Annotated in this window: 22 protein-coding genes and 2 tRNA genes; 3 read left to right on the forward strand and 21 right to left on the reverse strand. The window is 63.9% G+C overall.

Annotation, left to right across the window (positions count from 1 at the left end; all coding sequences use genetic code 11):
- Position 1: 1 nt before the first annotated feature.
- The 11 genes from G9463_RS03005 to G9463_RS03055 form a co-directional block, all read right to left on the reverse strand.
- The gene (locus tag G9463_RS03005; RefSeq protein WP_004516796.1) at positions 2–175 is read right to left on the reverse strand and encodes a DNA-directed RNA polymerase subunit K; all 174 of its coding nucleotides are present in this window, start codon (positions 173–175) and stop codon (positions 2–4) included.
- The gene (locus G9463_RS03010) at positions 172–372 is read right to left on the reverse strand and encodes a DNA-directed RNA polymerase subunit N (protein ID WP_004516797.1); all 201 of its coding nucleotides are present in this window, start codon (positions 370–372) and stop codon (positions 172–174) included. The genes G9463_RS03005 and G9463_RS03010 overlap by 4 nt, the downstream gene beginning before the upstream one ends.
- Positions 373–384: 12 nt before the next feature.
- Entirely contained in the window at positions 385–783 is a 399-nt protein-coding gene (locus tag G9463_RS03015; protein ID WP_004516798.1) for a 30S ribosomal protein S9, read from the reverse strand.
- Positions 777–1,214 carry a 50S ribosomal protein L13 gene (locus G9463_RS03020; protein WP_004593558.1) on the reverse strand — a complete coding sequence of 146 codons (438 nt, stop codon included), beginning with the start codon at positions 1,212–1,214 and terminating at the stop codon, positions 777–779. Before G9463_RS03020 ends, G9463_RS03015 begins: the two co-directional genes overlap by 7 nt.
- Entirely contained in the window at positions 1,211–1,561 is a 351-nt protein-coding gene (locus G9463_RS03025; RefSeq protein WP_004516800.1) for a 50S ribosomal protein L18e, read from the reverse strand. The genes G9463_RS03020 and G9463_RS03025 overlap by 4 nt, the downstream gene beginning before the upstream one ends.
- Positions 1,562–1,585: 24 nt before the next feature.
- Positions 1,586–1,670 (reverse strand) — tRNA-Leu (locus tag G9463_RS03030).
- A 104-nt stretch (positions 1,671–1,774) separates the two neighbouring features.
- Positions 1,775–2,554: a DNA-directed RNA polymerase subunit D gene (locus tag G9463_RS03035; RefSeq protein WP_004963344.1), complete on the reverse strand. Its 780-nt coding sequence runs from the start codon at positions 2,552–2,554 to the stop codon at positions 1,775–1,777.
- A gap of 3 nt (positions 2,555–2,557) precedes the next feature.
- On the reverse strand, positions 2,558–2,947 hold the full coding sequence (locus G9463_RS03040) for a 30S ribosomal protein S11 (RefSeq protein ID WP_004516802.1): 390 nt from the start codon (positions 2,945–2,947) through the stop codon (positions 2,558–2,560).
- Positions 2,944–3,459 carry a 30S ribosomal protein S4 gene (locus G9463_RS03045; RefSeq protein ID WP_004593562.1) on the reverse strand — a complete coding sequence of 172 codons (516 nt, stop codon included), beginning with the start codon at positions 3,457–3,459 and terminating at the stop codon, positions 2,944–2,946. Before G9463_RS03045 ends, G9463_RS03040 begins: the two co-directional genes overlap by 4 nt.
- Positions 3,459–3,992: a 30S ribosomal protein S13 gene (locus tag G9463_RS03050; protein WP_004963348.1), complete on the reverse strand. Its 534-nt coding sequence runs from the start codon at positions 3,990–3,992 to the stop codon at positions 3,459–3,461. Before G9463_RS03050 ends, G9463_RS03045 begins: the two co-directional genes overlap by 1 nt.
- Before the next feature lie 21 nt (positions 3,993–4,013).
- Positions 4,014–4,098 (reverse strand) — tRNA-Ser (locus tag G9463_RS03055).
- Between the two features lie 217 nt (positions 4,099–4,315).
- Between G9463_RS03055 and G9463_RS03060 the strand changes: the two genes are divergently transcribed.
- A complete protein-coding gene (locus G9463_RS03060) occupies positions 4,316–4,615 on the forward strand; it encodes a hypothetical protein (protein ID WP_004963351.1) in 300 nt (99 codons plus the stop codon).
- A 198-nt stretch (positions 4,616–4,813) separates the two neighbouring features.
- Positions 4,814–5,875: an Mrp/NBP35 family ATP-binding protein gene (locus G9463_RS03065; RefSeq protein WP_165895929.1), complete on the forward strand. Its 1,062-nt coding sequence runs from the start codon at positions 4,814–4,816 to the stop codon at positions 5,873–5,875.
- A gap of 62 nt (positions 5,876–5,937) precedes the next feature.
- Here G9463_RS03065 and G9463_RS03070 read toward each other — a convergent pair whose 3' ends face one another.
- The 5 genes from G9463_RS03070 to cofD form a co-directional block, all read right to left on the reverse strand.
- Positions 5,938–6,129 carry a 30S ribosomal protein S17e gene (locus G9463_RS03070; RefSeq protein WP_004516807.1) on the reverse strand — a complete coding sequence of 64 codons (192 nt, stop codon included), beginning with the start codon at positions 6,127–6,129 and terminating at the stop codon, positions 5,938–5,940.
- 191 nt (positions 6,130–6,320) lie between these two features.
- Positions 6,321–6,947, reverse strand: coding sequence for a DUF447 domain-containing protein (locus G9463_RS03075; RefSeq protein WP_165895930.1), 627 nt, complete (start codon positions 6,945–6,947; stop codon positions 6,321–6,323).
- Positions 6,944–7,807 carry a triphosphoribosyl-dephospho-CoA synthase gene (locus tag G9463_RS03080; protein ID WP_165895931.1) on the reverse strand — a complete coding sequence of 288 codons (864 nt, stop codon included), beginning with the start codon at positions 7,805–7,807 and terminating at the stop codon, positions 6,944–6,946. Before G9463_RS03080 ends, G9463_RS03075 begins: the two co-directional genes overlap by 4 nt.
- Positions 7,780–8,526: a tRNA-dihydrouridine synthase gene (locus G9463_RS03085; protein ID WP_165895932.1), complete on the reverse strand. Its 747-nt coding sequence runs from the start codon at positions 8,524–8,526 to the stop codon at positions 7,780–7,782. The genes G9463_RS03080 and G9463_RS03085 overlap by 28 nt, the downstream gene beginning before the upstream one ends.
- Complete coding sequence (cofD, locus tag G9463_RS03090; protein WP_165895933.1) at positions 8,526–9,518, reverse strand: 2-phospho-L-lactate transferase; 993 nt, start codon at positions 9,516–9,518, stop codon at positions 8,526–8,528. Before cofD ends, G9463_RS03085 begins: the two co-directional genes overlap by 1 nt.
- A gap of 161 nt (positions 9,519–9,679) precedes the next feature.
- On the opposite strand from cofD, the gene G9463_RS03095 reads away from it, so the two are divergent.
- Entirely contained in the window at positions 9,680–10,219 is a 540-nt protein-coding gene (locus tag G9463_RS03095; protein ID WP_165895934.1) for a dual specificity protein phosphatase family protein, read from the forward strand.
- An 18-nt stretch (positions 10,220–10,237) separates the two neighbouring features.
- Here G9463_RS03095 and G9463_RS03100 read toward each other — a convergent pair whose 3' ends face one another.
- The 5 genes from G9463_RS03100 to G9463_RS03120 form a co-directional block, all read right to left on the reverse strand.
- A complete protein-coding gene (locus G9463_RS03100) occupies positions 10,238–10,978 on the reverse strand; it encodes an ABC transporter permease (protein ID WP_004963373.1) in 741 nt (246 codons plus the stop codon).
- A complete protein-coding gene (locus G9463_RS03105; RefSeq protein ID WP_165895935.1) occupies positions 10,975–11,916 on the reverse strand; it encodes an ABC transporter ATP-binding protein in 942 nt (313 codons plus the stop codon). The genes G9463_RS03100 and G9463_RS03105 overlap by 4 nt, the downstream gene beginning before the upstream one ends.
- Before the next feature lie 272 nt (positions 11,917–12,188).
- On the reverse strand, positions 12,189–12,428 hold the full coding sequence (locus G9463_RS03110) for an Rdx family protein (protein ID WP_004963380.1): 240 nt from the start codon (positions 12,426–12,428) through the stop codon (positions 12,189–12,191).
- Positions 12,429–12,459: 31 nt separating this feature from the next.
- Positions 12,460–13,161 carry an ABC transporter ATP-binding protein gene (locus G9463_RS03115; RefSeq protein WP_165895936.1) on the reverse strand — a complete coding sequence of 234 codons (702 nt, stop codon included), beginning with the start codon at positions 13,159–13,161 and terminating at the stop codon, positions 12,460–12,462.
- On the reverse strand, positions 13,158–14,549 hold the full coding sequence (locus G9463_RS03120; protein ID WP_165895937.1) for a heme o synthase: 1,392 nt from the start codon (positions 14,547–14,549) through the stop codon (positions 13,158–13,160). Before G9463_RS03120 ends, G9463_RS03115 begins: the two co-directional genes overlap by 4 nt.
- Positions 14,550–14,596 lie beyond the last annotated feature (47 nt).

A 14,596-nucleotide genomic window follows, 5' to 3' on the forward strand; every position in this document is an offset into this window, starting at 1 on the left:
GTTAATCACTCCTGTTGACCGTAAACGGTAGGACGCCAGCGTCGTACTCCTCGGCGGCGATGAGTATCGGCTGGGTGTGTTCCGTCTCGATGAGCACGGGAGCACCGTGGGCCAACTGCAGCGCTCGTGCGCCGAGTTTGCGGGCCTTCTCGTAGCGGCTTTCCTGTGCGTTCATTGGTAGGGTGAGACGATGTCGACGAGGTCCTTGTGCGAGACGAGCATCCGGCGACAGCAGTGCCGCTCGACGCCGAGTTCATCAAGGACCTTCTCCGGGTCCTCAGGCTCCTCAGCCTCGCGGGTGCGTGCTTTGAACTCTTCCCAGTGCTCGCCGACGACGTTACCGCACGTGAAACACCGAACCGGTACCATCATACCTGAATCACCTTAGCGGTACGATTTCTGGTAGCGGGCCCGCGCACCGGGGCCGCCCCACTTCTTGGGTTCGGACTGGCGAACATCGTTGACCAGCAGCGAGCGGTCGAACTCCATGAACGCGTCACGGAGTTCGGCGTCGTTGGTGTGGTCGACAAGTCCGCGAGCGATGGCGGTTCGGGCGGCGTCTGCCTGCCCCATGACGCCGCCACCTTCGACGGACACTTCCACGTCGACCTCGCCGCGGAGGTCGTCCTCGGCAATGCGGAACGGTTCCAGCATCTTGAGCTGCGCCAGCTCGGGGTCGACGAGTTCGACCGGCTGCGAGTCGATACGCACGCGGCCCTCACCCTCGCGAACGGTCGCGCGGGCGACGGCGGTCTTCTTCTTGCCAGACGTGTTCGTTACCATGTCTTGTTCGCTCCAAGCGTTTCGCTGATCTCGCCCAGCGTGACGAACTTGATGTTCGACAGTCGGTCAAGCGACGTGCCGTCTAGAACCTCGCCGTCCTCGTCGTACGGGTTGCCGAGGTAGACACGGACGCTCTCGAACGCTTCGCGGCCACGCTGCTTCTTGTGGGGCAGCATGCCGCGGATGGTGCGTTTGAAGATGCCGTCCGGTCGCTTGGGGTAGAAGTACCCGTTGTCGTTACCGATGTCGACACGTTTCTCGTACTTCTCTACGATCTGCTCCTCTCGGCCGGTAATCACGGCGCGTTCGGCGTTGACGACGGCGACCGTCTCGCCATCGAGAGCCTGTTCGGCGACCTGTGATGCGACGCGGCCCATGATACAGTCGCGGGCGTCAACGATGACATCCGCGTCGAATTCTGCGACGCTCATCGGATCACCCGGACGTGGGAGCCTTCTGGGTTGTTTTCAATTGCCTGTTCGAGTGATACAGCCTCTCCAACCTGGTCGATCTTCGTCTCGGCGGTTCCGGAGAAGTCGACAGCGGCGACGGTGACGTCCTTCTGCAGGACACCGGAGCCAAGCACCTTGCCGGGCACAACGACGGTTTCGTCTTCCTGGGCGTATCGTTCGATACGGCCGAGGTTGACTTCCGCGTGTGTGCGCCGTGGCTTTTCTAAGCGCTCGGCGACGTCGCCCCAGACAGCACCGCCCGAACTGCGGGCGGCTGACTTCAGGTCGGCGATGAGACTACTGAGTCTCGGGTTCGTCTTACTCATATGATTCCTCCGTTGTGGGAAAAGTGCAGGGAGCAGGATTTGAACCTGCGGACCCCTACGGGACAGCGCCCTGAACGCTGCGCCGTTGGCCAAACTTGGCTATCCCTGCGCGCGATTGTTCGTTTTGCGTGCCCCGTAAAACCCCTTTCGGTCCTCGCGCTCGGGGAGCGGGCGGTCATCGGTAGTGGTGGGGTGTGTCGGGGCATTGTATCGTTACAGTTGGACTGCGTCTTTCAGTTCGGTCGCGCGGTCACGCAGCGTCTCGACCGCGCGCAGGACCAGTTCCTCGGTGGTGAACGACCCGTCCGTCTCGACGTGGAACACGAACGCGTTCGGCACGTCCGATACCTCGACGTCCTTGCCGGGGTAGCGGTTCCGAAGGTCGTTGTCGAACTCGTCTGTCGCAACGAGTTCGCCGTTGGTGGCGTCGCCGGCGGCGTGTTCGGCCGCCTGCTCTTCGATGACGCCACGCAGGATGTTCGGGTCGTCGTCCTCGAACTCGCCGAGGTCGCCAACGACCTCCACCTGCTGGAGGTGTCGGTAGCCGACGGCCACGCCACCCTGATGTTTGGCGTGCTCCCGACCAGTATCGAGGACGGCGTCTGCCTCGACTTCGAGACGTTGGCCTTCCTTGAGGTCGATGATCGGGATGTTGTCGTCGGCGGCCTCGACCATCGGGTCCGAGGAGACGAGGTCGCTGGAGTAGGCCGTGCTCGGCCCGTCGACGGACAGCGACAGCGTCACCTCATCGCCGATCTCGAAGTCGTCGAGGTCGGTCGTCAGCGGGACCAGTCCCAGTCGGAGACCGATCTGCTCGTTGAACATCACGCTGGTGTTCTCGATGACGCGGACGGTGTCGATACTGAACGTCGGTACGTCCGCGACCATCGCTCGCCGGATGCCGTTGGCGAAGGCCGGCGTGATGCCGCGCACGAGGATCCGCGCCTCGCGCTCGCCGCGTTCGACGAACTCAACCTCGTAGTCCTGTGTCATTGGTTAGAATCCGGAGTTCTTGGGTGCACGAGTGCCGTCGTGCGGGGTCGGCGTGACGTCCTCGATGCGACCGATCTCCAGACCCGCTCGGGCGAGTGCGCGAATCGTCGCCTGCGCACCCGGACCGGGCGAGGTCTGGAGGTTGCCGCCGGGACCACGGACCCGAACATCAACGCCTTCGACGCCACGGTCGAGGGCCTTTTCGGCAACGACCTCGGCCATCTGCATCGCCGCGTACGGCGACGCTTCGTCGCGGTTCTGCTTGACAACCGTCCCGCCGGAGCTCTTTGCGAGCGTTTCCGCGCCGGTCTGGTCGGTGATGGTGATGATCGTGTTGTTGAACGATGCGTGCACGTGGGCGATGCCCCAGATGTCTTCGGTTTCTTCGCTCATTCTTGGGCCTCCGCGCGCTCAGGATGGAGTTCGTCCGACAGCGAGCTGTGCTCATCGAAGCCGACCGAGCTCTCGACGGCGGTTTCCACCGTCATGCCGGGTCGGGTGACGCGAGCGTCGTCCAGCACGATGTGTCCGTGGACGATGAACTGGCGGGCCTGCTCGGGCGTGTTTGCGTAGCCCTTGCGGTAAACGACCGTCTGCAGGCGGCGTTCCAGCACGTCAGTCACGTCAAGCGACAGCACGTCGTCGAGCTGGTCCTGCTCGTTGAGGATGCCGTAGCGCTTGAGCCGAGCGAGGAACTCCTCGGACTCGGTCTCGTGCTCGCCGGCGCTGCCCAGCAGCTTCCGTGCCTCACGGCGGTAGCCACGAAGCTCGGACTGTGCGCGCCAGAGCTCTTCTTTGTTCTTCAGGCCGTAGCGGCCGATGAGGTTAGCCTCGTCGGCGATGCGTTCGCCCTGGAAGGGATGGTTCGGCGTCTCGTAGAACTTCGTGTTTGAACCAAGCGCCATTATTCGTCATCCTCCGCGGCGGCATCTTCAGCCTGCTCTTCCTTGATCGCCTCGACGTTGACGCCGATGGTCCCCTCCGTCCGGCCGGTGGACTTGGTACGCTGTCCACGGACCTTCTGGCCGCGCTTGTGGCGGACACCGCGGTAGGAATCGATCATCTTCATGCGGTTGATGTCCTGCCGGCGGGTAAGCTGGAGGTCGTTGCCGGTCTCGTGGGTGGTCTCACCAGTGAAGTAGTCCTTCTGGTGGTTGGTCATCCACTCAGGCACATCGTCGGCGAAGTTCTCGACGCGCTCGACGACGCGCTCGATGACGTCGTCGTCGAGCTTGCCGAAGACAGCGCGCCGGTCGACGTCCGCCTTCTGGGCGATAATTCGGGCGGCCCGGTGGCCGATACCGTTCAGTTCTGTCAGTGCTCGCTCGACGGATTTCGTCCCGTCGAGGTCTGTCTGTCCGATACGGACGAAATAGCGGATGTCCTCCTCCTCTTCGGCATCCGCGTCCTCGCCCGCGTTGGGGTCTTCTGCACTCATATGTAGGTACTGATGGGTGAGCGTCGTGGCGGGGATTCGAACCCCGGAGGCTGTACGCCACAGAGTTAGCAACCCTGCGCCTTGGGCCAGGCTTGGCTACCACGACACGCGTTCTATGACACTCGCGCCCGCAGCACGCGGACTCGGGGGCGGGTCCCCCTACACGAGTCTATCCGATTCTATTCCGGGGTTGTATTTAAACGCAACGAAGGGGGCCGGCCGCGTGACTGCAAGGCATACCCACTGAGACATGAAGTGGCAAGCCACAGGGTCATTGATTAGGCCAGCACAATACATTCGTCACTGGGAACACACATCAACACATGCGGCGGCACATCACCGACGGCGGGAGCAGCGTCGACCCGACCAACCGAACGGCGGTCCGTGACCATCTGGAACGGTTCGCGGGACCTTCTGCTGTTACCGAGGCAGAAGACGGGGCACTCCGGGCTGAATTCAGTGGCCGAACACACGTTGCGGTAGCTCCTGATGGCGCGATAGACACCGGCATGCCACTCCACTCGTTTGCTGGGACGCCAGAGCGACTCGTGTTCGATCATGAGGACGGCGAGCTACGCGCCGAACTGGACGGTGAGAGCGTCTACGTGTTCCGACGACCCTGAGTCCGACACGGCTACTCAATCTTGCTTTCTCCATCTCGTTCGCCTGCGTACGCGAAGGTGCTAATTAGTCTGAACGACATAAGGCCGACACATCGCTACGTCGAACGATGCCGGCGCATCCCTGCGTCGTCCGATCGATTGCTGCCGTGTTCGGCAGTGTCACAATCCTTATCGCATCTCCGGGACCTACTCGTGTGCATGAATATAGACGACGTACGCGAGCGCCTGCGAACGGTCGAGGACCCGGACCTTGGAGACGACATTGTCTCGCTCGGGCTTATCAACAGCATTGACGTGACCGACGACGAGGTCAGCATCGACCTAGCGCTCGGTGCGCCGTACTCGCCGACGGAGACGAGCATCGCGAACGAGGTCCGCGAGGCGCTAGGCGACCTCGACCGCGAGATCGACCTCTCGGCGAGCGTCGACCGCGGCGTCCCGGAAGCGGAAGACCCACTGCCGAAAGTCAAGAACGTCATCGCAGTCGCCTCGGGGAAAGGCGGGGTCGGCAAGTCAACCGTTGCGGTGAACCTCGCCGCCGGCCTCTCACGGCTCGGTGCTCGCGTCGGCCTGTTCGATGCTGACGTGTACGGGCCGAACGTTCCGCGGATGCTCGACGCTGACGAGCAGCCACAGGCGACAGAAGACGAAGAGATAATTCCCGTCGAGAAACACGGAATGCGGCTGATGAGCATGGATTTCCTCGTCGGCAAGGACGACCCAGTTATCTTCCGCGGCCCGATGGTCGACAACGTCCTCACGCAACTGTGGGATGATGTGCTCTGGGGCGAACTCGACTACATGGTCGTGGACCTGCCGCCGGGGACCGGCGACACGCAGTTGACGATGCTCCAGCAGGTGCCCGTCTCCGGGGCCGTCATCGTCACCACGCCGGAGGAAGTCGCTCTTGACGATGCCCGAAAGGGGCTCCGGATGTTCGGTCGCCACGAGACGCCGGTGCTTGGCATCGTCGAGAACATGTCGTCGTTCGTCTGTCCGGACTGTGGCGGCACACACGACATCTTCGGCAGCGGCGGCGGCCGCGAGTTCGCCGACGAGACGGAGATGCCGTTCCTCGGCGAGATTCCGCTCGACCCCGAAGTCAGAGAAGGCGGTGCCACTGGCGAACCGCTCGTGCTCGACGAGGACAGCGACGTTGGCGAATCGTTCCGCGACATCGCCGCCCGCACCGCCAACATGCAGGGCATCATCCACCGGAAGCGCCAGAGCGACAGCCAGCGTGCCCAGCCCGAACAGTAGCGGGCTGTGACTGAAGAAAGCAGTAGCTCACGTGCCGCGGGAGACAGAGAGAAAGAACCGAGTTACGCTTCGACCGGGTTGTTCATCTTCCGGGTGACGTAGCCGGCGATGCGGTTGCGGACACCCTTGGATTCGATGTTGGTCAGTTCCTCGACGACGTCTTTGTTGTGTTCGAAGTCTGCACCGAAGGCGTCGGGGTATCGCTCCATGAGGAGCGTCCCGGTCTTCTTGACGTAGGCGGGTTTGATTGCCATGCGCGCTACTTGCTTGGTCGCACTCAAAAAGGGTTCGGAACGGACCACGCACGCGAATGTTTATCAGTAGGGGCGGGACGACCCAAAGCTATGCGCTGATCGCCGCCGTGGCAGGTCCCGCAGGAGTGCGACACAGCCTGTCTCGGGCCGTCGCGTGTCGCCTGCTTGCCCCAGATTCTGTGCTGAGTACCCTACCAGTCGGCGTCGACCAAGTCACACACTCGCTCGAAGGCCGCCCGCTCGCGCTCACCGCCAGCCGTTTCAACCACTGACTCGAAGTACGCGAGACGGTCCAGCAGCGTTTCACGGTCGTAGCTCGGCACATCCAGCCGCGAGGCTGCGACAGTCGCTTCGACGACGGCGGCGTGGCCACGGTTCGTCGTCGGAACGACCCGGCGTTCGACGGTGCTGTCGACGGGGTTGAGCGCCCACTCGACCCACTGCGTGTCCCCCTCATTCCCGGAGTCACGCCGTTCGACATCGACCGTTACCCAAGCGTCCGCGCTGTCGATAACAGGGTCGTCTTCCTCGCGGACCGACAGCGCCGCCTCGGCGAAGTCAACCGGGTCGCGCGTGAACTGGACGTAGCCGCTACCACGCTCCCGAAAGTTCCGCCAGGTCCGGGTCCGGCCCCACGTTGTCGCCGTGGCCGGCCCATCACCATCCGGTGCATGGACACCAAGTGCAGCGACGTTCCAGCGCTCGTTCGGCCCCAGCGTGGTGACGACTGTCTCGGAGACGCCAGCGAGCGTGACAGGCCACTGTGTCTTGGAATCACCGGATTCCGGACCATTGTCTTCCGAAGGGGTACCGGTCATACTTCGAGCCCCCGTTCGAGCGCGACGAACAGCGACCCCGAAACGAGGTCGGCAGTCGTTCCGGGATTGATATCGCGCCTGACGAACTCCTCAGCGAGATCGGTTGCGGTTTCCGCACCGTCGAGAACGGCCTGTGCCCGCTCTTGAACTTCCACAGCGGTTTCGCGGTCCTGTCGCGTGGCGACAAAGGTGTCCGGCTCCGCCGCAAGGAGTTCGAGGAAGACCTCGGACGCGCGGTCAGCGACCGGGCCAGACCCATCCAGTAACCACTCGCTGGCCTTGAACACGCGTTCGAAGCCGGAGACCCACTCCGCAGCTACGCCGTCGATATCGGCGCTGGACTCCATCACGTCGAACAGCGTCGTCTCGCGCGCCCGGAGTTCCGGAACCGCATCGCTTCCACGGCGAACGTCGAGCGGTTCCAGCCCGTCTGGCGGGTCGTCGACAGCCACATCGACGTGCTCGAAGGCGCGGTAGAACGCCGCGGCGTCTTCGACCGTCGTTCCACGAACCACAGCATCGACACCGGAAGGCGACAGTCGGCCATCATTCGCCGCGGCCGCCAGCGGTGTGAGCACCAACAGCGCCCCGAACTGGGTGTTCCCACCGGATTGGCCGGCCATCCCCTCGACGGCGGTCTCGAACGCGGGACCGAGAGGGTCGCCCGCGGCCGCGCGGTCAAGCCCCCTCCGTGCGCCCACAGCGCCGGCCATGAAGTGCTCGAACCGGAGGTCGTCGTACTCCCGCTCGCGGTCGACGTTGCCGGGTTTCGGCGTCCCAGTGACTTCCAGCAGCAACGCCAACTGCGCGTTCTGTGCAACCGACCGCTCGCTCACGGTGACACCTCCGAGGCGAACCACTCTACTGTCGCTTCCCGGACCGTATCGAGTGTTTCCGGCTTGTCGCTTGCACGACCGACGCTGACGGCGTCAGCGCCATACGAGAGATACTCCCGTGTGGTCGCCGTCCCGCGAACGCCGTTGTTCGCCACGACGAACAGGTCGGTGGCGTCGGCCACGTCGGCGATGACTGACTCCGAGTCCATCGCGTCGACGTGGAATACATCACCACCGGCGTCTTCGATGGCCTGTGCAACGGCCGGGAGCGAGACGCCGTCGAGTTCAGCACGCCCCTTCACCGAAACCGTCGCCCCTGTCGACGCTGCTGCTTCCACGAACGCCGCCAGTCGGTCCAGCTCCCGAAGCAGCGACTCACCGGCACCCGCAACGCACATCTCGTCCTGCCGGCAGTGAGCGTTGATTTCGATGATAGCGTCGTGGCGCTGACAGACGGCGGCGGCACGCTCGACAGGGCCAAGCGTCGCGCTCCGGACGTTGAACGCCGGACGTAGCGGTGCGTCCGCAAGCGCAGCCAACTGGTCGTCAACGAACGCGACCGGGTCGTCGGGCAGGAACTCGGAGCGGTCGCGGTCCGTCATCGCTCGGGCGGCCTCGCGGGTCCGGTCGTCGAGCGCAATACCGCCGAGGAACGCACACCCGACGTGAGACTCGACTGCACGGGCCCACGAGGCGTCAGCCTCACCGCTGAGACTTGCGAGGGCGACGCGCGGTTCGAACATCAGGCCACCTCCGAGAGGGCTGTTTCGACGGCACGGTTCACCCGTTCAGCGTCAGCCGCATCGTTGAGGGTCGTGTCGGTTCGGACAACCGGCACGTCAAGCGGCGTCGAATCCTCCTCGTCCAGCACGAACGAATCAGCGAAGGGGTAGGCCTCAGCCACGCCGGCAGTGCTTGGCTCCAGCCCCACACCGGCCATTAGGTCCGCCGCCGGCCCCGAGAACACCGTGTCCTCAATGAACGGCGAGACGGCGACAACCGTTGTCTCGTGTAGTGCCCGTTGGATGTCGTCGATGGCAAGCATCGGCCCGAGCGAAGTCACAGGGTTCGACGGACCGATGACAACAGTATCGTCGAGTGCGGTCAGGACGGCGTCCGTCGCGCTGGCCCGTTCTGCGCCCCTGAACTCAACATCTTCGACCAGTGGCTCCCCGTTTCGACCGACCCACCACTCCTGAAAGTGCATCGGACCGCTCGGCGTGTGGATAATTGAAGCGACGGGGTCATCGCTCATCGGTAACAGCGTCCGTTCCAGCCCGAATGCATCGGCGAGCGTCCGCGTCACGGCTGTCAGTGATCGGCCCTCGTCAAGCAGCGAGGTGCGCGTGACGTGAACTGCGCGGTCCCGGTCGCCGATGTGCATGAACTCCGCGACACCGGAGAAGCGCCGCCAACGTGCGATGTCTCGCCCCGCAGTCTGCGCATCGTCGGGAAGGTATCGTGGTCCGCCGTCAAGCCCGGCGGCATCGGCAAGCCGTGTCAGTTCCGTGTGTGTCTCGGCGGTGTCGTCGGCGATACCCCACCACGTCTCCCGGTCGAGGACCTCCCCGTCCAGAAACAGCACGGTGTCGAGGTCCGGACACACGAGGTGGCCCCCCAGCTCGATATCGTCACCGGTGTTGGCGACGACAGTCGTCGCCGCCGGCGAAAACACGTCGTCGGCACCGGCGAGGAGCTTCGGCGTTCCCGTCCCGCCGGCAAGAAACGTCACCATGTCTCGACGTAGGGGGAACTGACAGTATAAACGTGGCCACTGAAACTGGTCAGAGCTGGAAAGCAGTCTGGCGGAGACAGTGTTCTATTCAGAGAATCACAGCTGAGAATTGGGTGGGTAGAGTGAAGGGTATCGGTAGGATAGGCAGGGTAACGGGTGCTATGCCCATCGTGAATCCACACCGCTTCGCGCCTGCAGCCTCCAACGAAGAGTACGTCTACGGGTCCTGTGCGCCGGGCTGGCATACGGCCGCCACGCATCAGGACGCGCTCGATGATTGGATCGCACATATGCAGGCACACGACATTGAGCGGATCTGCTGTCTGCTTCCCGGGCAACAGCTCAACGACGCTGGGGCCAACCTCCGGCGTTATCGGGAGGCCTTCGGAGCGTCATCAGTCCGCCACGTACCGGTTCCCGACCACCGACTTATCGCCCAAGACCGCCTCCACGACGATATCCTGCCGTTCCTGGTTGACGCCTGTGAGACAGAAGAGCGGGTCGTCGTTCATTGCCTGGCCGGCATCGGCCGCACCGGACAGGTGCTCGCCGCGTGGCTGGTGTATCATTACGACTACGGCCCCGACCGCGCCATCGAGACCGTGCAGGAGATGGGTCGTGACCCCAGAGACGCTATCGAAGCGGGGAACGCGACTGAAGCGGAGCTGTCCGACCTGCTGTCGTCAGTCGCGCGCCTGTAGAAAACTTTCCGTCGGCGCTCAGTCCGTCCGTGGGAGCAGCCGCGCACCGATCGCAAAACCGACGACGGCACAGACTGTGAGGACAGCCAGTGGGCCGAGCGCATCACCAGTGCCGGTCGTCGCCGCACGGACGCCACGCGAAAAGTATGTCAGCGGCGAGAGCCACGTCGGCAGCCACGCGGGCAGAAGTGTCTGTGGGACGAACGTCTCCGAGAGAAAGAGCAGCGGGAGCGCGAGGCCGTTGCTCGCCGCGATGACGCCGTCCTGTGAGTCCGCGAGACTGCCTAGCATCGCCCCGACAGCACAGAACAGCGCGACGCCGAGGCCGACAAAGGGGAGCAACAGCCCTGACGGGCGGATTGTCGCGCCGGTGAGCCACACCATCAGACCCAGGATCAGGAGACCGGCGATGCCGATGATGACGACGTTGACGAGCGTCTGCGCCAGTAGCCACTCAGTCCGGGTCAGCGGTGTCGTCGCCAGTTTCTCGAAGCGGTTGCCGTCCCGGTGTCGCGCCACCTCGCTCCCGACACGGGAGAGCGGCGTAAACAAGACGACGACGGCCAGATAGCCCGGTGCGTAGAAGCTCGGGGGCTCCGTGAACAGCCCGCCGCCGCCCGGCTGGGTCTGGACTAGCACGCCGAAGATGACGACAATGATGACCGGGAAGAAGAAGGTGAAGAAGACGGCCGTCCGTCGCCGGAGGAAGGCCAGCGACGCCGCGCGCGTCTCCGCTGTGAGTCGCCCCAGCCGGCTCATTGGGCACCACCCACGACCGGCCCCGTCTGTTGTGGTTCACCGCGCTGGCCGACAGCCGTCCCGGTGAGTTCGAGGTACACATCCTCCAGGTCCGGCTGTTTCCAGGTCAGGCTGTCGTACTCGATGCCGGCCTGCCCCAGTTGCTCAGTGATGTTGCCGATAGACTCCGGCCGGATGCCGTAGACGACCAGCCGGCCGTTCCGAAGCGCCGTCTCCGCCGGGTAGTCGATGGCTGAGACGGCAGCTTCGTCGAAGGACCCATCCACGATGAGCTGGCTGTCGCCGCCGTGTTCGGCCACGAGCTGGTCCGGGGAGTCGAGTGCGATGAGCGTCCCGTCGGCGAGGAGGCCAACGCGGTCCGCGAGGCGCTGGGCTTCCTCCATATAGTGTGTCGTGACCAGAATCGTTACGCCGCGGTCAGCAAGTCCCTCCAGCAATCGCCAGAGGTCACGCCGACCAGCCGGGTCAATACCGGTCGTCGGTTCGTCCAGCACGAGAAGGTCCGGGTCGTTAATCAGCGCCGTCGCAACGCAGGTCCGTCGCTGTTGGCCGCCCGAGAGATTCTCGTACGTTGTGCTGGCAGTGTCGGCCAGCCCAACATCGTCGAGAACAGCCTCAACGTCGCGAGTGTCGTCGTACAGACCGGCGTAGTACTCGAGCAGTTCCCGTGCCGTCAGTCGCTCGTGGGGCGCAAACGACTGGGGCAGGAGACCGATTCGGTCGCGAGCGACCGTTCTGGGCGATTGGCCGAACAGGGTTACCTCGCCAGTCGCATCTGTCGTTCCGGTCAACGCCCGCACCAGCGTCGTCTTGCCAGCCCCGTTGGGACCGACCAGCGCGAGCACCTCTCCGGTGGTCGCCGTCAGCGAAACGCCGTCAAGTGCGACCGTATCGCCGTAGCGCCGCCCGACATCTGATGCGACCAGTACCTCGTCCATGCGCCTTCGTCCGGTCGGGTGGCCGAAAGCAGTTCCGTTCTCGCGCGACTATCGGCTACACGTTACGGCCACATCTCAGACAGACGGCCGGAAGCCACGGCTTGTCCGTGACGACTGGTTGGGTGTCTTCACAGTGGTCACAGAATTCGGTTTTCGTCGCCATTTGCCGAAAGTGTCACACCAGAACAATAAATAGTTTGTTGTGCGGTAGGCCGTCACAAACCGAGGGTAGCTTCGCCACAGTGTTCGGGTAACCGTAGCACTGCGGCCTGCTACCTGACGTGCGACCGGATCTCGCGCACGATAGCGTCTGCGTTGAGTTCGTCGGCGGCCTCGGCCTTGTCGTAGACAGTCTCGTCGTCCACACTAACCCTGAACACGCCGTGGTCACCCATGACCAGTCGGACGCTGTCAAGTTCCCGCTCAAGACCGGATAAAATCGCTTGCTGGACGTGTATTGCTCGCTCACGAAACCCACATGGGACACAGTATTCGATTTCGACGTGACTCATACTCGACTTTACGCCTGTCAGCCTGAAAGCGCTATGGCCGGTCGACCAGTGCTTGGAGCCGACCGACGAGCGTCACGTCGAACCGGTGGACGCCGTACAACAGTCCAACCGAGGTGACAAACACCACCGTCGAGAGCCCGTATGACTGGGACAGGGCCGCCTGTGATAGCGTTGCCCCGACACCCACGAACCCGCCCAGTATCGACGCAAGAATCGGGAGGACACAGGAGACACATGAAAAGAGGCCGATAATGCCGCCCACCGCGCCGCCGCTCGCATCGACAGCAGTCACGAACACCAGATACGAGAGCACCAGATAGCCGGCGACCTTCCACGGGATGAGCACTACGCTCAGGGTCGCGCCGCTGAACACGACCGTCGGCGAGAACCCGGGCGGGGCCTGCGTGACTAGCCGGAGACCAGTTCCCTGACCGCCCGTGCCGTACACGCCGCCGACGTACCCCAACACAAGCAGATAGCCGAGAGCGATAACCACACTGCCGATCGTCCGACGGCGGCTGGGCAGTTCCGGTCGCACTCGCAGGGCAACGAGACCGGCGATGTTGAGCCAGATGAACGGGAACACCAGCAGAAACGGGTCCGTTGCGGGCTGGGCCGTGTTGACGACGTAGCCCAGAATAAGGATGAACTCTGCGTTCAATACGGCTGCCCAGGTTACCAGCGAGCGCGTGTCCGGTATCGCGTCTCTGAGAGTCGCTGTCGTGGTGCTCATAGTGCCAGTGCGTCGACGACGATGGCAATCAGGACCGCTCCAAGGTATGCGTTCGACGCGTGGAACGCCCGGAATGCCGCCGCTTCGGTCTGTTCGCGGTGGAGCAAGACGACAGCCCAGAGGAACACCGCACCCAGCAACACCGACGTGACGGCGTACAGCCACCCAAGCGGCGTGAGCACGCCCAGAACACCCGAAGCGATGAGTGTCGCTCCGAGGTAGTAGACGATGTGCTTGCGCGTCTCCGTTTCACCACGGACGACCGGCATCATCGGGAAGCCGCCCGCCTCATAGTCGTCCTTGTACGCGAGCGCGAGATTGTAGAAATGTGCCGGCGTCCAGAGGAAGATGACGACGGCAAGGACGACGCCCGGGAGGCCGACCGACCCGTCGGCGGCGACCCAGCCGATAAGCGCCGGTAGTGCGCCAGCGGCCCCGCCGAGGACAGTGTTCTGGACGGTGTTGGGCTTCAACACGAGCGTGTAGATGACGCTGTAGAACACAATCGCAGTCAGCCCGAGGACCGCTACGAGTGCGTTCACCTGCCAGAACAGCCAGAGTGACGCAAACGAAAGCAGCAGGCCGAAGGCCAGCGCGTTCCGGACCGGAATCTGGTGGGTTGCGATGGGACGGTCCGAGGTCCGGTCCATCCGCTTGTCGATATCACGTTCGAGGACGTGGTTGAACGTCCCTGATGCGCCGATAGAGAGGACGCCGCCCCCGAGGGTGAGCAGCACCGTCCGGACAGTGAGCGTCTGCCCGGCGGCGAGTGCCATCCCGGCTGCCGCGACTAGACACAGGAGCCACATGAGCCGGGGTTTCATCAGGCGGAAATACGCTGACGCGGTCCCGACGAGCCGTTCGCGGAACGTAAGCGCTGGGGTCCGGTCGGGGGTGTCGTCTCCGGCCGGTTCCGGTGCAGGCGTCGGATTCTTTACCGGGGTTTCGTCATCACTCCCCGTCTCTGCTTCGAGGTGCCACGCCAGAGCCAGCACGAACGAGCCGAAGATACCCATCCCCAGAGCGAGGTGGGCACCGGGGAGTGCTGTCTCGGTGCTCGTCGCGACGACAGCCCCCAGCGCAATCTGGACCGGGTACAGCACAGCCCCAATAATGATAGCTGCTTTGACACGGCCGCGACAGCCGGATCGGAGCCCGACGACGGCCATAGCCACCACAAGGAGTCCAACGGCGGCGGCGACGAGTCGATGCCCCCAGGCGACCAGCAGGGCCGTGTTCGTCACGTCGACCGGTCCGTCACACAGCGGCCAGGTAGTACAGGCTGCTGCCGCATCCGTGAGCGTCGTTGTCGCGCCGGCGAGAACTAGCAAGTACACGCCGACAGCGGTCGCGGCGAGCAGCCCGGTGAAGGTCCGGCTCTCTGCCATTGTTGTAACCTTCGATGGAGGCCACTTAGACCCCGCGATTCCGCTGT

The organism is Haloarcula sp. JP-Z28 (assembly GCF_011440255.1).
Taxonomy (GTDB): Archaea; Halobacteriota; Halobacteria; order Halobacteriales; family Haloarculaceae; genus Haloarcula; species Haloarcula marismortui.